Source organism: Kitasatospora papulosa, assembly GCF_000717245.1.
Taxonomy (GTDB): domain Bacteria; phylum Actinomycetota; class Actinomycetes; order Streptomycetales; family Streptomycetaceae; genus Streptomyces; species Streptomyces papulosus.
This window is the reverse complement of the sequence record NZ_JNYQ01000032.1, coordinates 1-19341: the sequence shown is the minus strand read 5'-3', so window position 1 is coordinate 19341 and position 19341 is coordinate 1. Positions and strand designations below refer to the sequence as shown.

Genomic DNA, 19341 nt, shown 5'->3' with positions numbered 1-19341 from the left:
CGCGGACAAGGCGTACGACGTCCCTCACCTGCGGAAATGGTTATGGGGCAAGCACATCGGCGTCCGCATCGCCCGCAAGGGAGTCGAGTCCAGCGAACGCTTAGGACGCCGCCGATGGGTCATCGAACGCACCATGTCATGGCTCACCGGCTACCGCAGACTCAACCACCGCTACGAACGACAACCCCGCAACTACCTGGCCTTTCTCGGCCTCGCCGCCGCCCTCTGCTGCTACAAACGACTCGCTCGCCTCACCACATAGGACACGGTCTAAGTACACCCCTCACTCGACGGCCACCGTCGCCTGCCATGCGCCCGGGCGCATGCCTGTCGCCTTCCGGAAGAACACCGAGAAGTTGGACGCGTCGGGGAAGCCGAGCGTGTTGGCGCAGGCGGCCGCGGTGAGGCGGTCGTGCGCGAGGAGCCGTTTGGCTTCCAGGACGATCCGATCGACAATGTACGCCTTCGCGCTGCGGCCGGTGACCTGCTGCACCGCTCTTGAGAGGGTGCGGGGCGCGTATCCCAGTGTCCGGGCGTAGTAGCCGGCGTCGTGATGTTCCCGGTAGTGCGCTTCGACGCTGGCCCGGAACAGTCTAAACACCGGATTGATCGAATGTGCTTCGGCGTGCGGGGGCCGGAGCCGGGCGATGAGCGCGGAGAGCAGGATCTCGGGCAGTTCCGTCGAGCTATCCCCTGGTGGGGCGGATGCTTCGAGGAGGAGATGGTTGCGGGCGGTGTCGACGAACGGCCAGTCGGCGTCGGGAATGTTCCAGTGTGCAACCAGGTCCGGGGACCCGACGAGCTCCCGGGTGGCGTGGGTGACCGGCGCGGTCGGCACGAACAGCACGACGTGCCCAGCCACGCCAGCGATGTCATCCCATCGGTGCACAGCTCCAGGAGCGACCCACACCGCGGACCGCTCCTGGAGCGGGTGTCGGAGGAAGTCCACGGTGACGGATCCGTGCCCGGCATCGACGACGGCGAGGACGTGGAAGTCGGCACGCTGTGTCCCGCCGTCGTTCAGCTCGCGAAGGCGGTCGAACGTCATGGTTTCGACGGTGGCGGCACGGCGCCCGACGGGCTGGTAGGTCATCTGCCGGATCACAGTCATCTGTCCAGTTTCCACCATCAGGCGACCAGTCATGCCGATGCCCCGGCACAGCGGCAGAAATTCAATGAACACACAGAACAACCGCCCCAGAACACTGATCGAGAGATTCACGATGAACACGACGCAGCAGCCGCTACTGCCCGCTTATGACCACCGGCCGGGGACCGGACCGACCCTGGTGTTTCTGCACTACTGGGGTGGATCCGCCCGCACCTGGGACCTCGTCGTCGACCGCCTGGCGGGACGCGACATGCTCACTGTCGACTTCCGCGGGTGGAGTCGCTCGAGCAACCTGGCCGGCCCTTACACCCTCCGCCAACTCGCCGATGACACGCTCGCCGTCATCGCCGACGCGGGCGTCACCGACTACGTCCTCGTCGGACATTCCATGGGTGGCAAGGTCGCGCAGCTCATCGCGGCGACCCGGCCCGTCGCCCTCCGGGGGATCATCCTCGTCGGTTCCGGTCCGGCGAAGCCCGCCGCAGGGATCACTCCCGAGTACCGGGAAGGCCTTTCCCACGCCTACGACTCCGACGAGTCCGTCGCCGGCGCACGGGATCACATCCTCACCGCGACCGAGCTGCCTGAATCGATCAAGTCGCAGATCGCGACCGACTCGCGGGCCAGCACCGACGCCGCCCGCACGGAGTGGCCGCTGCGCGGCATCGCGGAGGACGTCTGCGAGCACACCCGCATGATCAGCGTCCCCGCCCTCGTCGTCGCCGGGGAGAACGACCATGTCGAGCCCGTTGACGTGCTCGTCAACAACCTGGTGCCCTACCTCTCCGGAGCCGATTTCACGGTGATTCCGAACACGGGTCACCTGATCCCGCTGGAAGCTCCGGCCGACCTCGTCGACGCAATCACGGCATTCGCACCAGCAGCCTGACCATCTGCGCGGCCTGAAAATCGACTTCGTCCCCGATCACCCGCGGGACGCCCTGCCGCGTGACAGTGCGAGGCCTAGTACTGCAACGGCGTTTAAAGGTTGTTGCAGAACGCCTGAGTTAGGGCATTCCTCTTGTATGGGTGGGGTGTTGCGGGCTGAGCCGTTGTGGGTGGAGACGTTCACCGGCTTGCGGATGGGCCGGTTCGAGAAGTTGGTGAAGGCAGTACGGGAGCGGGGAGGAAACGGTCCCGGTGGAGGGCGCCCGTGGTGCCTGCCGCTGGCGGACCGGGTCCTGCTGGTGGCCGTCTACTATCGGACCAACCTCACGATACGCCAGCTTGCCCCGCTGTTCGGCTGTTCTCCGGCCACCGTCTGCCGGTGATTCATCGGCTGAGGCCGCTTCTCGCGCTGGAGCCGGCGCCGCGGCCGGTAGCGGATGTCGAACGGTTGTGGATCGTGGACGGAACCTTGGTCCCGGTCCGCGATCGCAGGGTCGCCGCGTCCTCCCGCAACTATCGGTTCTCGGCGAACGTGCAGGTCATCATCGATGCAGACAGCCGCCTGGTGATCGCCTCAGCCCGCCCCGTCCCCGGCAACAAGGCCGATGCCCACGCCTGGCGAGAATCGGACCTGCCCGCCATCGCGGCCGGGACAACGGTCATCGCGGACGGCGCCTACCTGGGCACCGGGTTGATAGTCCCGCACCGCAGAAGAGCCGGACGCCCACTTCTGCGCGGCCAGGAGGAGGACAACGCCGAACACCGACGCGTCCGCGCCCGCGTCGAGCACACCTTCGCCCGCATGAAGAGCTGGAAAATCCTCCGCGACTGCCGCCAGAAAGGAGACGGCCTCCACCACGCCGTCCAAGCAGTCGCCACCATGCACAACCTCGCCATGACAGGCTGAACCAGCAGTTCATACACCACGTCGACCTGCCCACACCCACCCTTCTGCAACAACCTTTAAAGGTTGTTGCAGAAGGGGGCTGGAGATCGCGGAGCACTCCGTAGCCAGCGTCACGAGCGATTCCGAAAGCGTACAAATTGACGCCCGCGGGTACTCGGATCATGGCCGATATTGGGCGTTCGTCCAGTTTTGCAACAACCTTTAGGGCGTGTATCGAAAGCCAGCCCCCGGCCCCCGGTCACGCTGCTTTCGCGTGCTCACCGGCCAGGAATGGATGCAGCAGTGTGAGCAGGGCGCGCGGGCGGTGCAGCGGGATGATGTGGCCGCAGTCTTCGATGATGTGTCCGGTGAGATCGTCGGTGACCGGGCGGAGCTGGCGTTCCAGCGCAGCACCAACGGGACGGGCGCCCAACGCCATCGTCGGCACTGTCAGGCGGGTAGCGGCGACCGCCTGCTCGATCTGTACCGCGCTCTCGGGCAGCGCCCGGTAGTACGAGAACGCGCGGCTCAACGCCTGGCGGCCGGTGTATGCGCGGACGAAGGCGTCCCGGATTGCGGGGCGCACCCCGTCGCCGAGCGTGCCGGCGTGCAGAAACCAGTCGACGTAGGCGGCCTCGTGGCCCTCCAACACGGTCTCGGCGAGGCCGGGTGCGGCGGAATGGAAGCCGAACCACCAAGGCGGCCCGTCGGCGAGGAAGTCCTCGGCGCCGGGCAGCCTGCCCAGCAGGGACTCCATGACGACCAAGCGCCGGACGAGACCGGGGCGACGCAGGGCGAGGAGGAAGGCCGGCGCGGTACCCGCGTCGATGCCCACCACTGCGGCCGAGGACACGCCGAGTGTGGTGAGAAGCGCCGCGGCGTCCTCGGTCAGGGTTCCCGCGTCGTATCCGGAGGCTGCCCGGCTGCTCGCGCCGAACCCGCGCAGGTCCGGCGCGATGACGCGGTACCGGCCGGACAGGTCGGCCATGACGTCCGTCCACAGCTCCCAGGTATGCGGGAAACCGTGTAGCAGCAGTACGGCCGGGCCTGATCCGGCGAGAGCGACGTTCAGTTCGACACCGTTGACGGGTACGCGCCGCAGCTCGGGCATGGAGGGGCTCCGGGTGTGTGGTGAGGAATAGTGACTAGCTCACGCTATGGAACTATCCTGGTCCGTCCAAGACGGCACTTTCCCTTCAGGTGGTGAGCCCCGAGTGACCACATCCAGGCCCGGCGAACCCAGCCGGCGGCCCGGTGAGCGGGGCGATCTGCTGGATCCCTGCTGTCCGACCCGCCAGTTGCTCGACCGTATCGGCACCAAGTGGACGTCGATTGCGGTCAAGGTGCTGGCCGAGGAGGCTCCGGAAGAGCTCCGTTTCGCGGAACTGCGGCGACGTATCCCTGGCATCTCACAGAAGATGCTGTCCGTCACCCTGCAGAGCCTGGCCCGCGACGGCCTGGTCGCGCGCCGAGTGGAACCCACCGTGCCGCCCGCCGTCCACTACCGGCTCACCGAGCTTGGCCTGTCCCTCGAAAGACCGCTCTCCGCCCTGCGGGTCTGGGCCGAGACACACATGCAGGAGATCAACCGCAGCAACCAGCTCGCCGACGAGTCACCCCCCAGCTAACTTGATCTTTAACCTGTTGGCGGTTCCGCGTCCCAGCGGAAAGAGGCACGGTTCTGATCGATGTGGAGGAGGAAGTTGCCAACAGGCCCTGTCGGCGACACCAGGACTAGGGCACTTTCGATGCGATCGTATGCGTCGTCGAACCGTTCGAACTCTTCAGCCTCGAGGATGGCGTTGAGCTCGTCGAACCAGGGCCTGAACTGACTGAAGGCAGGCTCGGGGAAGAAGCGTCCACACTGCCAAGGCATGCCTGCCTCATCGACGGTGATCGTGCCGACGAGAGTACCGCCGTGCAGGAGCTGCCACTCGCTATCGGGACCGGTCATTCTGCTCCTTCCCTGCCTTTTGGTCTCGGAGTCCGAACGACCCGTCGTACTTGATCACCCGGATTGGTAACCGCCTTACGTGCGGGCAGCCTTCGGCCGAGCATGTGATCCGACCAAGGAACACACAAGCTCAGCGCGAAGGCCGTGGGGATGAGTCTGTCGCATCACGCTGTCCGACAGGATCCGTTTGCGGGACTGTCACGCTTCCGGGGTGAGTTCCACTCCTGTCTGACCCAGCGTGCGGACGCGCTGTTCGAACTCGCGGACGCCGCGTTGTGCGCGGATGGTCCGGTGCGGTCCTTGGTGGAACTGCCGCTGGTCGGTAAACACCGTCGCGGGCACGGCGCGCTCCACGATGCCCTGTCCGCGGGCCAGGTCGATGTGGCCCGACTGCGACGGACCCTTGCTGCGGTGCCGCTGCCGCGGGCGGCGGACGGCCGGCTGGTCCTAGCCGCCGACCTGACCTGCTGGCTGCGGCCCAGCGCGCACACCTCACCGCAGCGGATCCCGTGCCACACCTACGGGCGAGGCAAAGATCAGCACATTCCCGTGCCCGGCTGGCCGTACTCGGTGATCTGCGCGCTGGAGACGGGCCGCAGCTCCTGGACGGCGCCACTGGACGCACTACGTCTGGCGCCGGGTGACGACGCTGCCACTGTCACGGCTCGGCAGATGCGCGAACTCGTCGAGCGGCTGATCACGGCCGGGCAGTGGACGGACGGCGATCCGGAGATCCTGGTCGTGGTGGATGCCGGCTACGACGTCCCCCGCCTGACCTTCCTTCTGCAAGATCTCCCGGTGCAGGTGCTGGGCCGGATGCGCTCGGACCGCGTCCTGCGACGCGCGGTTCCCTCGCGCGAGCCCGGCGTCCGGGGTCGGCCGCCTCGCCATGGCGGCGAGTTCGTCTTCGGCGACCCGGCCACCTGGGGCAACCACAGACGCGCGGACAGTGACCACAACCCGTCTCTACGGCACCGCCAATGCCCGGGCATGGAGCCGGCTTCATCCGCGGCTGACCCACCGTTCGGCCTGGACTTCACGCTGGGTGCTCTGCCGTTGATCGAAGGCACGGTGATCCGTCTGCAGGTCGAGCACCTGCCCAGCGGCGCGACACCGAAGCCGGTCTGGCTGTGGTGGTCAGGCACCGACGCCGGTGAGACGGAAGTCGACACGCTCTGGCAGGCATTCCTGCGGCGCTTCGACATCGAGCACACCTTCCGCCTGTTCAAACAGACCCTGGGCTGGACCTGCCCGAAGATCCGCACCCCCGAAGCCGCGACCGCTGGACCTGGCTGATCCTCTCGGTCTGCAAGCCAGGGTCGACGGCGGCGCGGTCGACGCCGTCCTCGCCTGGGAGTCACCCACTTCCTGGTACGGCCTGACCCCGCCTTCCGACGAGGAGATGCGAACGTATGCGTCCCGTGCGCAAGAGGTCCTCGACCAGGCTGTCGAGGACGCACTGGGGCCTGGGCCCGGACGGCCTGTCCCCTTGCGCTCGACCGCGGTACAGGGGCACGCGGCCGCCGTGCTGATCGACGTAGCCGCAGGTGCCAAGATGCTGATCGTGGGCAACCGCGGGCGCGGGGAGTTCCGCGAGGCGCTGCTGGGCTCGGTCAGCATGCACTGCGCACAGCACGCTCCGTGCCCGGTCGTCGTGATGCGCTGAAAGGCAGGCCGCATACGGGACGTCCGGACACCTCCGTGCGAACCCCCAGATCCGGCTAATGAAGGTGCGTGGCGCAAGCAGCAGCTCCGCAGGCCTCCAAGGAGGGTCCTATGTCTGAGACGGCATCCGCGCCCGGTTCCGGGCGCGACCCCGCTCCCAGGCCGGCCCTCCTCAGCTTCCTGGGCGGTGTGCGCACTGTCACCGGAAGCAAGTTCCTGATCGAGAGCGACCGCGCCCGGATCCTCGTCGATTGCGGTCTGTTCCAGGGCCTCGCGGATCTGCGAAGACGAAACTGGGAACCGCTGAGTCGTGCCGCCGCCGACATCCGGGCGGTCGTCATCACACATGCACATCTCGACCACTGCGGCTACCTGCCCCGATTGGTCCGCCACGGGTTCCGGGGGCCGATTCTGGCTACGGCCCCCACGGCCCGCCTCGCCGAGATCGTGCTGCGCGACAGCGCGCGGCTGCAGATGGAGGCAGCACAGCACGCGAACGAGCGGGGCTGGTCGAAACACCGGCCGGCGAAGCCGCTGTACGATCTCGGCGACGTCGAGACCACGATCGGGTACTTCGACCCGGTTCCCACCGGCACAGAAATCGCTGTGACCTCCGATATTCGGCTTTCCCTCCATCACGGTGGTCATATCCTCGGGTCGGCCTGGGCGCACCTCACCATGGAGGATGGACACACCGTCGCCGTGAGCGGCGATCTGGGGCGTCCTGGGCACCCCCTCCTACTGCCGCCGGAGCCGTTCACCGGGGCGGACATCTTGCTGATGGAGTCCACGTACGGCGACCGCACTCACGATCAGGAGGCTGGGCACTCCGCCTTCGCCGCAGCGATCAGCCGTACGATCGCGCGGGGCGGAACCGTCGTCATTCCTGCCTTCGCCATCGACCGCACCGAGGTGGTCCTCCACGAACTCGGCCTGTTGCGTGAAAGTGGGATCCTGCCCGCCACAGTGCCCGTCTTCGTGGACAGCCCGATGGCCTTGGCAGCGCTGGATGTGTACCGCGAGGCCGTACGCGGTCACTCGCCCGAGTTGCGGGGCGAAGTACTTGCACAAGGCTCGGCTGCCCTCAGTCCTGATCCGTTCCTCGCCACCCGGACCGTCCAGGAGTCCATCGCAGTCAACGACGTCACCGGACCGGCCGTCATCGTCTCCTCCGCGGGAATGGCGACAGGCGGTCGGGTCCTGCATCACCTACGGCGACTGCTACCTGACCCACGCAACATGGTCATCGTGGTCGGTTTCGCCGCGCGCGGCACTCGCGCCCACGACCTCGTTGACGGGGCCCGTACGTTGAAGATGTTCGGCGAATACGTCCCCGTACGGGCCGAGGTGGCTGACGTCCCGCATTTCTCGGCGCACGCGGATGCCGGCCAGATCATCGATTGGCTTAGGGCGGCCCCTGCGCCTCACACCACGTATCTGGTCCATGGCGAGGAGAAAGCCTCCGAGACCCTGCGCGACCGGATCGACCAGGTGCTGGGATGGACAGCGGTTGTCCCCCGGTCCGGTGAGGCCGTTCTCATTCGCTGACAGGAAACCGTGGGCGGCTCCTTTCCTCGCCCTGCGGAGCAGCTCCACTGGACCGTAGCCTCACGTCTTCTCCCGCAGAGACGTTCCCCAGATCCGTACGAGACGAAAGAATCCTTCGATTCCCGAGAAGCGCTGCTCGATGGCTGAGAACGAGCAGGATGGCTAAGTGCGTCCTGCAAAGTGCTGAACGTGTGAGTCGGGCCCCGGGAAGATCAGCGTGACTCGACCCGTGTCCGACCAGCGCACCTCGTAGGGCGGGCTGCCGTCCGCGTGTGGCAGCCCGATGATTTCCCCGTCTCGCCCCTCGTCACCGACAGTGGCCCCACTCACGATCAGTCGATCACCTTTTCGAGCCCACAGGCCGACTCTTTTCTCGGCTTTGTCCCGTTCTGCTCGTGCTCGAGATTCATTCATGGCCGATCATCTTCCCAGGAGCGGTGGCAGCCCTTTCCTACTTTCACTCTCCGCGTCCACATCGGCCGCGGAATGAGGCGAACAGGCCCAGGAAGGGGCCCGTTCGGCACTTCCAGCAGGGGAGCCGACGGAGAAGGGTGAGGAGTGCCCGGATGCCGGCGGGAGGATGACCATGCAGCACCGCACCGTATTCGAAGTCATGACTCACAACGTCGTCACGGTTGGACCCACTACCTCGTTCAAGGAAGTGGCGCGCCTCTTTCATGATCACGACATTTCCGCGGTACCTGTCATCGACGCCACCAGACGTGTGCTCGGAGTGGTTTCGGAGGCCGATCTCCTTCGGAGCAACGTCGCCCTTCCGGATCTGGAAGGACGATGGACAGGAACCCGTCCGGTGCCGCAGGATCGTGGACTGCCCGAGGCGGAGACTGCGGCGGAGCTGATGACAGCGCCCGCGATCACCGCGCAGCCCAGCTGGAATCTCGTCGAAACCGCCCGCTTGATGCACAGCAAAAGCGTGAAAAGGCTGCCTGTGACGGACGAGACGGGGCAACTCGTCGGGATCATCAGCCGCAGTGACCTTCTGCGGCCTTTCCTTCGACATGATTCAGCGATCCGGGAGGAAATCGAACACGATGTTCTGAGCACCACGATGCGTCTCGCCTCCGAGGCAATTCACGTGAGCGTACGTGACGGCGTGGTCACACTTACCGGAAGAGTCGACGAACGCAGCAGCATCCCGGTCCTCGAAAGACTCTGCCGGTCCGTCGACGGAGTGGTCTCGCTCCACGAGTCGATCGACTACACCTACGACGACTTGGCCCTCGATGTGGAGCCACCGCGATGATGTCTCCATCAGCCTCTCCGGTCATGCCCGATTACGACAGCGCCCGCGCCACCTTCAGCTGGCAGCGGGCCCGCGCCCGGCTCGCGGGCCTGCCCGGCGGCGGTGTGAACATCGGCTACGAGGCGATAGACCGGCATCTGCTCGAAGGCCTCGGCGACCATGTGGCGTTGCGCTGCATATCCCGTGAGGGGACCACCACGACTCTCACCTTCGCGCAATTGGCGGACCGCAGCTCCCGCTTCGCGAACACACTCGACGCCCTGGACGTGGCTCGCGGCGAGAGCGTGTTCACTCTGCTCGGCCGCTGCCCCGAGCTGTACGCCACCGTGCTGGGTACATTGCGCGCGGGCAGGGTCCTGTGCCCGCTGTTCACCGCTTTCGGTCCCGAGCCGGTGCGGCTGCGGATGGATCTGGGCCAAGCCCGGGTTCTTGTCACCACGCGGGCCCTGTACGACAGGAAGGTGGCTCCCGTCCGTGCAGGTCTCCCCGGCCTGCGGCATGTTCTGATCACAGACCCCGGGGACGGTCCCCTTCCCGTGGGCACATCGTCCCTGCCGGAGCTCATGGAAGCCGCTTCCCCCGACTTCACCGTCCTGACGACAGGTTCGGAGGACTTGGCCCTGCTGCACTTCACCAGTGGTACCACCGGGTCCCCCAAGGGGGCCATGCACAAGCACGGGGCCGTTCTCGCCCATCAGGTCACGACAGCGTATGCGCTCGACCTGCGGGAGGACGACGTCTTCTGGTGCACGGCCGATCCCGGCTGGGTGACGGGGATGTCGTACGGCATCATCGGCCCGCTGACGCTCGGGGTCACCACCGTGGTGGATGCCGGAGATTTCGAGCCGCATCGCTGGTTCTCGGTTCTCGCGGAGGAGCGGGTGACCGTCTGGTACACCGCACCCACGGCCTTGCGCATGCTGATGCGCAGCACTCCTCCCGGGCACGCCGGCACGCCGCGCGAGGACTACGACCTGTCGGCTCTGCGCTTCGTCGCCAGTGTGGGAGAGCCACTCAATCCGGAGGCCGTCCGCTGGGCCGAGAAGGCGCTCGGACTCCCGGTCCACGACACCTGGTGGCAGACGGAGACGGGCGCGATCATGATCGCCGGATTCGCCGCCGACCCCGTGCGTCCCGGATCGATGGGACGGCCGCTCCCCGGGGTAGAGGCCGCCGTACTGGAGTGCGGTGACGACGACCGGGCCACCGTCACGAACGGGCACGTCCGGATCGCCGAAGCTCCGGGGGTCCGGGGAGAACTCGCACTGCACGTGGGATGGCCTTCGATGTTCTGCGGCTATCTGCACGACCGGCGGCGTTACGAGGCATGCTTCGCCGACGGGTGGTACCTGACGGGAGACCTGGTCACCCGTGACGCGGACGGCTGGTACTGGTTCGTGGGCCGCTCCGACGACGTGATCAAGTCCGCGGGTCATCTCATCGGCCCCTTCGAGGTGGAGAGCGCGCTGATGGAGCACCCGGCGGTCGCCGAGGCCGGGGTCATCGGACGGCCCGACGCTGTTGCTGGTGCGGTCGTCAAGGCGTTCGTCTCGTTGCACAGCGAGTACACGGCGGGAGACGACTTGCGCCGGGAGCTGCTCGCGTTCGCCCGGAAGCGCCTGGGGCCGGCCGTCGCTCCCAGGGAGATCGAGTTCGAGCAGGATCTCCCGAAGACACGCAGCGGCAAGGTGATGCGTCGGTTCCTGCGGGCCCGCGAACTCGGCCTGCCCGCAGGCGATCTCTCGTCCTTACAGACCTTCGGCAAGGCGCGTGACAGGACCTGGGAGAGCGAGGAGAAGCGATGAACAGCGCAGGCGAGACCTCCGCTGCCGGGCATCAGGGCCGTCGAACGAAGGCGAAGGACTCCGACGCCGCCCATGACCGGCACCTGTTGCGGGACATGCTGCTCATCCGCCGCTTCGAGGAACGCTGTGTCGAGCTGTACAGTGCGGCGGCCATCCGTGGCTTCGTGCACCTGTACATAGGCGAGGAGGCCGTGGCTGTCGGCGTCCACCAGGCCCTCACCGAGCATGACGCGGTGGTGTCGACGTACCGGGAGCACGGGCACGCCCTGGCCCGGGGAGTGCCCCCTGAGGCCGTGATGGCGGAGATGTACGGCCGGCTGACAGGGTGCAGCAAGGGACGCGGGGGTTCCATGCACCTGTTCGATCCAGGAAGACGTTTCTACGGGGGCAATGCGATCGTCGCAGGTGGCCTGCCGTTGGCTGCAGGCCTGGCGCTGGCCGACAGGATGCGCGGCAGGGAGCGCGTCACCTGCTGCTTCTTCGGGGACGGAGCGTTCGCCGAGGGTGAGTTCCACGAGACGGCAAACCTCGCGGCGCTGTGGGAGCTCCCCGTGCTGTTCGTCTGCGAGAACAACCTCTACGCGATGGGGACGGCACTCGCCCGGGAGCATGCTCAGACGGACCTCGCGATGCGGGCGGCATCGTACGGGATGGCCGCCTGGGCCGTCGACGGGATGGATGTGCACGCCGTCGAAAAGGCCGCACACCGTGCCGTGACCTCGATCCGTGCGGGAGGCGGTCCGCACTTGCTGGAGGCACGCACCTACCGCTTCCGCGCGCATTCGATGTACGACCCGGACCGGTACCGCCCGAAGGACGAGATCGCGAAGTGGAAGCAACACGACCCGGTCACCGGCATGACCGAGGCACTACGTTCCTCCGGGCGGCTCACGTCCGCCAGGCTGAAAAAGGTGGAGCGTGGGATCGCCGAGGAGATCGAAGCCGCGGTCGCGGCCGCCGAGCAGGCGCCGAAGGAGCCCGTTGAAAGCCTCCTGCACCATGTGACGGGCCGGAACGAGGAGAAATCATGAAGGCGGGCGGCGACCACAACGGGGCCACCACTTTCCGTGAAGCGCTGCGGGACGCGCTGCGGGAGGCACTCACGGCGGACGACCGGGTGTTCCTGATGGGTGAGGACGTGGGGCGCTACGGAGGCTGCTTCGGCGTCAGCCTGGGGCTTATCGAGGAGTTCGGCCCGGACCGGGTCCGGGACACCCCTCTGTCCGAGTCCGCCTTCGTCGGCGCGGGAATCGGCGCGGCGCTGGCGGGGATGCGACCGATCGTCGAGATCATGACCGTCAACTTCAGTCTGCTGGCACTGGACCAGATACTCAACAACGCGGCAACGCTGCGTCACATGTCGGGCGGCCAGATCAACATTCCGCTCGTGATCCGGATGACTACGGGTGCCGGACGCCAGCTCGCGGCCCAGCACTCGCACAGTCTGGAGGGCTGGTACGCGCACATACCCGGGATCCGGGTCCTGGCCCCGGCGACGTTGCAGGACGCGCGCCTGCTCCTGGCCCCGGCTCTGGCGGACCCCGACCCTGTCCTCATCTTCGAGCACGGCACCCTGTACAACGTCGAGGGACATCTCGATCCCGCCGTGCCCGCAGTGGACCTGGATCACGCGACGGTGCCGCGTAAGGGCACGGACCTCACGGTTATCGCGTACGGCGGGTGTCTGTCGAAGGCCCTCGCCGCAGCGGAGGAGCTGGCTGGGGACGGCATCAGCGCAGAGGTGGTCGATCTGCGCTCTCTGCGACCACTCGACGATGCCACCATCATCAGTTCGATCCGGCGGACCCACCGGGCCGTCGTGGTCGATGAGGGCTGGCGGAGCGGAAGCCTGTCCTCCGAGATCTCCGCCCGGATCACGGAACAGGCGTTCTTCGACCTGGACGCGCCCGTCGAGCGGGGCTGCAGCGCGGAGGTCCCGATCCCCTACGCCAGCCAACTGGAGGAGGCAGCGCTGCCGCAGGTTCCGGGAATCGTGGCTGCGGCACGCCGGGTGGTGAGCTGAGATGCCCGAGTTCACGATGCCGTCCCTGGGGGCGGACATGGACGAGGGGACGCTGTCCCAATGGCTGGTCCGTCCCGGGGACCGCGTGTCCCGGGGTGATGTCGTAGCCGTCGTCGAGACGTCCAAGTCAGCCATCGAGGTGGAGTGCTTCCAGACGGGAACCGTTGATTCCCTGCTCGTACCGGAGGGCACCACTGTGCCGGTCGGGACTCCGTTGGCGCTGATCGAAGAAGGGGATCGCGAGAAGCCCGCCGACGGGCGCCCCGGACAGAGGGCCCCTTCCCCTCCGGCTGTGCCGGAGCATCCTCCCGTACCCCCTCGCGGAACGACCACTCGGGAGGACGGCTTCGTCACGCCTCTGATACGTCGCCTTGCCGGGGAGCGGCGTGTGGATCTGGGAGAACTCCACGGCTCGGGTGCGGGCGGACGGATCACGCGCGCGGACATCATTCGGGCGGCCGGCACCGCAGCAAAGCCGGTGTCCTCGGACGGACGGACAAAAGCGTCGCCTCTCGCCCGCAAGCTGGCAGCGGAGTCCGGTATCGACATCGCGAAGGTCCCCGGCAGTGGACGCAACGGCACCGTTCGTGCTGCGGATGTGCGCGAAGCGACGCAGACTCCGTCCGAACCACCGTCCGCACAGACACGGTCCCTGCCGTCGGCGCAGGAGCCGGCGCTTCCGGCGGTGGGGCGCAGCCGGAAGGAGACCGACCGCACGGGAACGGCCCGTCTGATGGCACGTTCCAAGCGCGAGATCCCGCACTTCTACCTGTCCACGACCATCGATATGGGGACAGCACTGGACTGGATGCGCGACCGCAACACCGCTCTGCCGCTGTCCGAACGGCTAATACCCGCTGCGCTGATGCTGAAGGCTGTGGCCTGTGCGGCAGAAGAGGTTCCCGAGCTCAACGGACACTGGATAGATGACGCGTTCGTCCCTGCCAGGCAGGTTCGTCTCGGGGTCGCGGTCGCACTCCGACAGGGAGGGCTCGTGGTCCCCGCGCTCGGCGAAGCGGAGCGCCGCTCCCTGCCTGAGGTCATGTCCTCGTTGAAGGATCTCGTGTCGAGGGCGCGCAGAGGCCGTCTGCGAGCCTCGGAGACGGCAGATCCCAGCATCACCATCACGAGCTTGGGCGATCAGGGTGTCGAGTGCGTGTTCGGTGTCATCTATCCACCTCAGGTGGCCCTGGTTGGGCTCGGACGCGTGATCGAACGCCCTGCGGCCGTGAACGGCCTGCTCGGCGTACGCCCCACGCTGACGGCAACACTGTCCCTGGACCACCGGGCTGCCAACGGTGCCACTGGAGCGCGGTTCCTCAACTGCCTCGACCGTCTCCTGCAACGACCGGAGGAGCTATGAATCACGACCAGGCGCGCAGATTCGTGCAAGAGGCCGTCCAGCACGTCGTTCCCGGCGCCGACTTCACGGGCCTGGCCCCCGAAGCGAATCTCCGCGACACGTTCGAGATGGACTCACTCGATTTTCTCGGGTTCGTCGAGGCGCTGGCCCGTCTCAGCGGCCAGGAGCTCACGGAGAACGACTATCCCTCCCTGGTCACGTGGGAGGGCTGTGCCCGCCTTCTCGAGTCGCGGGAGCACGTCGCGCACGGAGGGAGAAGCCGGTGATGCACCATCGCAGGATCGACGGGCTGATGAGTCGGCGTGTGGTCAGCGTCCACCGCGACACACCGTTCAAGGACGTGGTACGCGCCCTTTACGAGAGTCGGGTGGCTGCCGTTCCCGTGGTTGACGACGGTGAACATGTCCTCGGGGTCGTCTCCGAAGCGGATCTCCTGCGCAAGACCACGGACCGCGCCGAACCCGCGGGGCTACCGGCCGTGCTGGATCCGGAGGCATGGGAGCGGGCGAAAGCGGAGGGCGTACGTGCCGAGGAGTTGATGTCCGCACCTGCGGTGTGTGCCAGGCCCGGGTGGACGTTCGTCGAGGCCGCGTGGTGCGACAGCCGGGTCACACCGCCCCGGGCGTCAGTCGGACCGCGGTGACCTTGTATTCGGGGCAGTCCGTGACGGTATCCGCATGGTGGGATGTCAGGGCATTGACGCCGCTCTCCGGGAAGTGGAAAGCACAGAAGACCTGTCCAGGGCACAGCTCGTCACTGAGCCGAGCGACCAGGCGGGCTGTGCCGTGGCGGCTCTCGACGGTCACCTCGGTACCGTCACCGACTCCGAGACGTGCGGCATCGAGCGGGTGGAGATCGATGTGGTCGCCCGCTTCGAGGCGCAGGTTTCCGCCGCGTCTGGTCATGCTGCCGGAGTTGTAGTGGGCCCAGCGGCGGCCGGTGACGAGAAGCAGGGGGTAGGCGGCGTCGGGAGCCTCCCCCGGGGGGAGGTACGGGGCTGCGGACAGTTGGGCTCTTCCGTCGGGAGTGCTGAATGAGTCGGTGTAGAGGGTTGCTTCACCGGGCAGGTCGGGTGCGGGGCACGGCCAGGCCACGGCTCCCTCCCTGTCGAGCCGTTCGTGGGAGATGCCGGCGAAGACGGGGGCGACCCGCCCGCACTCGGCAAGTGTCTCGGCCGGCGTGGGGCAGCCCAGGTCCGCTCCCATGGCGGCGGCTACGGCATGCACGACGTCGAAGTCGGTGCGTGCTGCCGCGGGCGGTCGCACGGCGGTGCGCACGCGCTGGAAGCGGCGGTCGAAGTTCACGAACGTACCGTCCTTCTCCAGCCATGACGCGACGGGCAGGACGACGTCGGCGTGCCGCGCGGTCTCGCTGAGGAAGAGTTCGTTCACGACGACCAGGGGGCAGGCGTCGAGGGCGTCGGCGACCTGATGACTGTTCGGGTCGGTGGCGCAGACGTCCTCACCGATGATCCAGAGGGCGCGAAGGGTGCCTCGTCGTGCGGCGTCGAACATCTCGGGGATACGCAGGCCGGCCCGTGCCGGCAGCGTGCGTCCCCATACGGCTTCTGCCCGTGCTCGGGTCCCGGGGTCGGTGATCAGGCCGTAGCCGGGGAGCATGTCCGGCAGTGCCCCCATGTCGGAGGCGCCCTGGACGTTGTTCTGGCCTCGCAGGGGGGTGACTCCGTATCCGCGGCCGGTGTCCCCGACCGCACCGCGCAGGATGGCCAGATTGGCCAAGGTGCGGACGCCGTCAGTGCCGTGCAGGTGCTCGGTGACCCCGAGCCCGTACAGGATGGCGGGCCGCCGCGCCCTGCCGTAGAGGCGGGCCGCGGCCGTGACGTCCTCGGCGGGTATGCCGGTCAGTTCGGCGGTGCGTGCGGGCGGGTACTGGGCGAGCATTTCGACCAGTTCGTCGAGGCCCGCGGCACGGTCACGCAGGAAGTCGGGGTCGGTCATGCCCTCGGCGACCAGCACGTGCGCGAGACCGTTGAACAGCGCGACGTTGGTGCCCGGCCGGGGCCTCAGGTGGATGTCCGCCTGGTGCGCGAGGCCCACCTTTCTGGGGTCGGCCACGATCAGCGAAGCCCCTCGCAGCGCCTGTTGGAGCAGTCGGGCTCCGACGACGGGGTGGGCTTCGACCGGGTTGGCCCCGACGACCAGGAGGCAGTCTGCCTTCCCCACATCGTCGAACGAATCGGTGCCTCCGGCCCGTCCGAACGCTGCGGAGAGGCCTGCCGCGGACGGGGCGTGGCAGAGCCGGGAGCAGTTGTCGACGTTGTTCGTCCCCACGACCGTGCGCAGGAATTTCTGGACGAGGTAGTTCTCCTCGTTGGTGGCCCTGGCCGAGGAGATCGCGGCCACGGCATCGGGTCCGCCCGTCTCCACAGCGCCGCGCAACCCGTCCGCGACTCGGGCCAGAGCCTCTTCCCAACCGACCGGTTCGAGGCTGCCGTTCTTCCGGACCAACGGGTGCGCCAGGCGTTCCTCTGAGGTCAGGTAGCCGTGGGAGAAACGGCCCTTGACGCACGCGTGTCCCTGGTTGACGGGGCCGTCGAGGGCGGGCAGGACGGCTGACACCTGGTTCTCGTCGACCACGACGTCGAGGGCGCAGCCGACACCGCAGTAGCCGCACGTGGTGCGCACCTGCTCCTGCCGGGGCTGGGCGGTGGTGATGCCACGCCCCGGTCCCGGGTGCGTGATGGCTCCGGTCGGACAGGTGTCGACGCAGCCTCCGCATGCCACGCAGTCCGACTGTGCCCACGGTCCGCCCGTTCCGGGGGCGACGACGGTGTCGGCACCACGGCCCGTGAGGGTGAGTGCGAAGGTTCCCTGCACGTCGTCGCACATCCGTACACAGCGGCCGCAGGCGATACACAGATCCTGGTCGAGCTCGATGTACGGGTGGCTGTCGTCACGGTGGCCGGACGTCTTCGGGGCCGCCGTCCTCGGGGTGATGCCCAGCCTGCGACAGGTTTCGGCGAGTTCGCTGCGGCTTCCGTCGGCCAGGGCGTGCGGCGGAAGGGCCGAGACGATGAGCTCGATGGCGTCTCGGCGCAGGTCGCACAGGTCTTGCTGTGCGGTGGTGACGTTTGTGCCGGGTGCGGCGGGAGTCACGCAGGCTGCCGTGATCCGGCCGTCCGCACGGACCAGGCAGGTCCTGCAGGATCCTGCCGGCCGGAGGCGGTCGTCATGGCAGAGCGTGGGCAGTTCTGTTCCCGCCACGCGGACCGCGTCGAGCAGGGACGCACCTTCGCGAACCTCCACGGGCAGGCCGTCCACCCGGAGCAGGGTCATCGGTCCCAGCCCGTCAGGTCCCGCCCGTAGGCGCGTGCCAGGCTGCGGACGGCAGCGGGCACCCGGCGCCCGAACGCGCACATGCTTCCCTCGCCCATGAGCCTCGCAAGGCTCTCGTACGACGGGCCGGGTGGGGTGTGTGCAGCGGCGATCTCCAGCCCTCTGCGTGTCCCGACCCGGCAGGGCGAGCAGGCGCCGCAACTCTCCAGGGCGGCGAACTCCCAGATGTGCCGCATCAGTTCGACCGGATCCGTCCGAGCGTCGAACGCGACCATTCCGGCGTGCCCCAGCGCGGCGCCACGAGTGGCCAGTGCGTCCGACGTCAGCGGGACGTCCAGGTCATCTTCGGTGAGGAATCCTCCGAGCGGACCGCCGATCTGCAGGACGACCGGGCCGCCGCTCCTGAGCCCTCCGCCGAGCTCGTCGACGATGTGCCGTACCGGGGTGCCGATCCGCACCTCGAACGCGCCGGGACGAGCGAACCGTTCGGAGAGGCACACCAGCTTGGTCCCGGATTCCTCCGGTGCGCCGTACCGGGCGTAGCGCGCACCACCGTTTCGCACGATCCACGGCACCGACGCCAGCGTCTCCACGTTGTTGACCACGGTGGGTGCCCCCCACAGTCCGCGGTCGGTCGGATACGGGGGCCGGGGGCGGGCGCACCCTCTGGCCCCTTCGAGACGGGCGATGAGCGCGGTCTCCTCGCCCGCGACGTACGAGCCCGCTCCTTCGACGATCTCGACGGCCGGCCGCGCGTCCTCCGTGTCCTCGGTGTCGGCGAGGTGGCCGTCTGCTATCGCGCATGCGAGTGCCCGCCGCATGCGGGTCAACGCCGCGGGGTACTCCGAGCGCACCAGCACGATGCCACGGCGGGCACCGCAGGCGAAGCAGGCGAGCGCCAGCCCTTCGAGCACCCGGCCGGGGTCCTCCTCCATGAGTAGTCTGTCCGCAAAGGAGCCGGGGTCTCCCTCGTCCCCGTTGGCGATGACCACGGTGCCGGGTCGAGCCCCGGTTGCGGCCCACTTGGCGGCGACGGGGAATCCGGCGCCGCCGCGTCCGCGCAGTCCGGACGCGGCGACTGCACGCCGTACGTCTTCCGGACGCAGCCGGGCAACCGTCCGCTGCCAGGTCTCCCATGACGGCAGGCCTGCCACGATCCCGGAGAGCAGGACCGGGTCGCCGGTGGCGTCAGCCACGGGAATGGCGGGTGTCCGGGGCGGTGTCCGCCCCGCCAGTTGGTCCGCCAGGTCCGTTCCGGTGCGGGGGCCGGTGCCGTCCAGAGCTGCGGGTCCCGCGTAGCAGTAGCCGAGGCAGTGGACCGTCTGCAGCGCGGTCCCGCCGTCAGGATCGGCCTTGTTCGCCGGGACGCCGAGTTCGCGCTCGACCTCCCCGAGGTGGCGCCCTCCCTGCGCGGCGAAGCAGGCGGCCGCGGTGCACACACGGACGTGCCGTTCCCCGTGAGGAGCGGCGAGGTCGGCGAAGTAGGTGGCGGGTCCGAGCCCCGCGGCGGCCGGCAGTCCCAGGGCACGACCGACCTG

At 68.0% G+C, this 19341-nt stretch carries 16 protein-coding genes and 4 pseudogenes; 14 read left to right on the top strand and 6 right to left on the bottom strand.

Going from position 1 to position 19341, the window contains the following annotated elements; translation table 11 throughout:
* Positions 1 to 262: transposase (locus IA22_RS35875; RefSeq protein ID WP_081889919.1), on the top strand; the 262-nt coding region annotated here is incomplete at its 5' end.
* A gap of 21 nt (positions 263 to 283) precedes the next feature.
* Here the strand turns inward: IA22_RS35875 and IA22_RS0133170 are convergent.
* Positions 284 to 1111 (bottom strand): helix-turn-helix domain-containing protein, encoded by an 828-nt coding sequence (locus tag IA22_RS0133170; RefSeq protein WP_030125815.1) that lies wholly within the window; start codon positions 1109 to 1111, stop codon positions 284 to 286.
* Between the two features lie 112 nt (positions 1112 to 1223).
* Here IA22_RS0133170 and IA22_RS0133165 point away from each other — a divergent pair, with 112 nt between their 5' ends.
* Entirely contained in the window at positions 1224 to 2000 is a 777-nt protein-coding gene (locus IA22_RS0133165; protein WP_030125814.1) for an alpha/beta fold hydrolase, read from the top strand.
* Between the two features lie 136 nt (positions 2001 to 2136).
* Positions 2137 to 2906, top strand: a pseudogene (locus IA22_RS34605) (transposase).
* Between the two features lie 238 nt (positions 2907 to 3144).
* Here IA22_RS34605 and IA22_RS0133155 read toward each other — a convergent pair.
* Positions 3145 to 3996, bottom strand: coding sequence for an alpha/beta fold hydrolase (locus tag IA22_RS0133155; RefSeq protein ID WP_030125813.1), 852 nt, complete (start codon positions 3994 to 3996; stop codon positions 3145 to 3147).
* Between the two features lie 103 nt (positions 3997 to 4099).
* Between IA22_RS0133155 and IA22_RS0133150 the strand changes: the two genes are divergently transcribed.
* A complete protein-coding gene (locus IA22_RS0133150; RefSeq protein WP_015575459.1) occupies positions 4100 to 4513 on the top strand; it encodes a winged helix-turn-helix transcriptional regulator in 414 nt (137 codons plus the stop codon).
* An 8-nt stretch (positions 4514 to 4521) separates the two neighbouring features.
* Here the strand turns inward: IA22_RS0133150 and IA22_RS0133145 are convergent, their stop codons facing one another.
* Entirely contained in the window at positions 4522 to 4839 is a 318-nt protein-coding gene (locus tag IA22_RS0133145) for a hypothetical protein (protein WP_030125812.1), read from the bottom strand.
* Positions 4840 to 4989: 150 nt separating this feature from the next.
* Here IA22_RS0133145 and IA22_RS34600 point away from each other — a divergent pair.
* The 3 genes and pseudogenes from IA22_RS34600 to IA22_RS0133130 form a co-directional block, all read left to right on the top strand.
* Positions 4990 to 6147, top strand: a pseudogene (locus IA22_RS34600) (NF041680 family putative transposase); the annotation flags it as partial.
* A gap of 61 nt (positions 6148 to 6208) precedes the next feature.
* Positions 6209 to 6505: pseudogene (locus tag IA22_RS0133135) on the top strand (universal stress protein); the annotation flags it as partial.
* Between the two features lie 110 nt (positions 6506 to 6615).
* Positions 6616 to 8052 (top strand): MBL fold metallo-hydrolase RNA specificity domain-containing protein, encoded by a 1437-nt coding sequence (locus IA22_RS0133130; protein ID WP_030125810.1) that lies wholly within the window; start codon positions 6616 to 6618, stop codon positions 8050 to 8052.
* 162 nt (positions 8053 to 8214) lie between these two features.
* On the opposite strand, the gene IA22_RS35870 is transcribed toward IA22_RS0133130, so the two are convergent.
* Positions 8215 to 8466 (bottom strand): DUF1918 domain-containing protein, encoded by a 252-nt coding sequence (locus IA22_RS35870; protein WP_015575466.1) that lies wholly within the window; start codon positions 8464 to 8466, stop codon positions 8215 to 8217.
* A gap of 172 nt (positions 8467 to 8638) precedes the next feature.
* On the opposite strand from IA22_RS35870, the gene IA22_RS0133125 reads away from it, so the two are divergent.
* The 7 genes and pseudogenes from IA22_RS0133125 to IA22_RS0133095 form a co-directional block, all read left to right on the top strand.
* On the top strand, positions 8639 to 9316 hold the full coding sequence (locus tag IA22_RS0133125) for a CBS domain-containing protein (RefSeq protein ID WP_015575467.1): 678 nt from the start codon (positions 8639 to 8641) through the stop codon (positions 9314 to 9316).
* Positions 9313 to 11121 carry an acetate--CoA ligase gene (gene acsA, locus IA22_RS0133120; RefSeq protein WP_030125809.1) on the top strand — a complete coding sequence of 603 codons (1809 nt, stop codon included), beginning with the start codon at positions 9313 to 9315 and terminating at the stop codon, positions 11119 to 11121. The genes IA22_RS0133125 and acsA overlap by 4 nt, the downstream gene beginning before the upstream one ends.
* Complete coding sequence (gene pdhA / locus IA22_RS0133115; RefSeq protein ID WP_015575469.1) at positions 11118 to 12152, top strand: pyruvate dehydrogenase (acetyl-transferring) E1 component subunit alpha; 1035 nt, start codon at positions 11118 to 11120, stop codon at positions 12150 to 12152. The genes acsA and pdhA overlap by 4 nt, the downstream gene beginning before the upstream one ends.
* Positions 12149 to 13144, top strand: a complete 996-nt coding sequence (locus IA22_RS0133110; protein WP_030125808.1) for an alpha-ketoacid dehydrogenase subunit beta — start codon at positions 12149 to 12151, stop codon at positions 13142 to 13144. Before pdhA ends, IA22_RS0133110 begins: the two co-directional genes overlap by 4 nt.
* 1 nt (position 13145) lies before the next feature.
* A complete protein-coding gene (locus IA22_RS0133105) occupies positions 13146 to 14507 on the top strand; it encodes a 2-oxo acid dehydrogenase subunit E2 (RefSeq protein WP_030125807.1) in 1362 nt (453 codons plus the stop codon).
* Positions 14504 to 14773, top strand: a complete 270-nt coding sequence (locus tag IA22_RS0133100) for an acyl carrier protein (protein ID WP_030125806.1) — start codon at positions 14504 to 14506, stop codon at positions 14771 to 14773. Before IA22_RS0133105 ends, IA22_RS0133100 begins: the two co-directional genes overlap by 4 nt.
* Positions 14773 to 15099, top strand: a pseudogene (locus IA22_RS0133095) (CBS domain-containing protein); the annotation flags it as partial. The gene IA22_RS0133100 and the pseudogene IA22_RS0133095, both read left to right, overlap by 1 nt.
* A gap of 16 nt (positions 15100 to 15115) precedes the next feature.
* Here IA22_RS0133095 and fdhF read toward each other — a convergent pair.
* Both fdhF and IA22_RS0133085 read right to left on the bottom strand, forming a co-directional pair.
* Positions 15116 to 17803 carry a formate dehydrogenase subunit alpha gene (fdhF, locus tag IA22_RS0133090; RefSeq protein ID WP_030125804.1) on the bottom strand — a complete coding sequence of 896 codons (2688 nt, stop codon included), beginning with the start codon at positions 17801 to 17803 and terminating at the stop codon, positions 15116 to 15118.
* A partial coding sequence (locus IA22_RS0133085) for an NADH-ubiquinone oxidoreductase-F iron-sulfur binding region domain-containing protein (RefSeq protein ID WP_030125803.1) occupies positions 17800 to 19341 on the bottom strand: 1542 nt, incomplete at its 5' end. The genes IA22_RS0133085 and fdhF, both read right to left, overlap by 4 nt.

Coding starts and splice junctions, on each gene's coding strand:
- IA22_RS0133170 (WP_030125815.1), bottom strand. CDS start 1,111: ATGACTGTGATCCGGCAGATGACCTACCAGCCCGTCGGGCGCCGTGCC.
- IA22_RS35870 (WP_015575466.1), bottom strand. CDS start 8,466: ATGAATGAATCTCGAGCACGAGCAGAACGGGACAAAGCCGAGAAAAGA.
- fdhF (WP_030125804.1), bottom strand. CDS start 17,803: ATGACCCTGCTCCGGGTGGACGGCCTGCCCGTGGAGGTTCGCGAAGGT.
- acsA (WP_030125809.1), top strand. CDS start 9,313: ATGATGTCTCCATCAGCCTCTCCGGTCATGCCCGATTACGACAGCGCC.
- IA22_RS0133100 (WP_030125806.1), top strand. CDS start 14,504: ATGAATCACGACCAGGCGCGCAGATTCGTGCAAGAGGCCGTCCAGCAC.
- IA22_RS0133165 (WP_030125814.1), top strand. CDS start 1,224: ATGAACACGACGCAGCAGCCGCTACTGCCCGCTTATGACCACCGGCCG.
- IA22_RS0133130 (WP_030125810.1), top strand. CDS start 6,616: ATGTCTGAGACGGCATCCGCGCCCGGTTCCGGGCGCGACCCCGCTCCC.
- IA22_RS0133110 (WP_030125808.1), top strand. CDS start 12,149: ATGAAGGCGGGCGGCGACCACAACGGGGCCACCACTTTCCGTGAAGCG.
- IA22_RS0133105 (WP_030125807.1), top strand. CDS start 13,146: ATGCCCGAGTTCACGATGCCGTCCCTGGGGGCGGACATGGACGAGGGG.
- IA22_RS0133155 (WP_030125813.1), bottom strand. CDS start 3,996: ATGCCCGAGCTGCGGCGCGTACCCGTCAACGGTGTCGAACTGAACGTC.
- pdhA (WP_015575469.1), top strand. CDS start 11,118: ATGAACAGCGCAGGCGAGACCTCCGCTGCCGGGCATCAGGGCCGTCGA.
- IA22_RS0133125 (WP_015575467.1), top strand. CDS start 8,639: ATGCAGCACCGCACCGTATTCGAAGTCATGACTCACAACGTCGTCACG.
- IA22_RS0133145 (WP_030125812.1), bottom strand. CDS start 4,839: ATGACCGGTCCCGATAGCGAGTGGCAGCTCCTGCACGGCGGTACTCTC.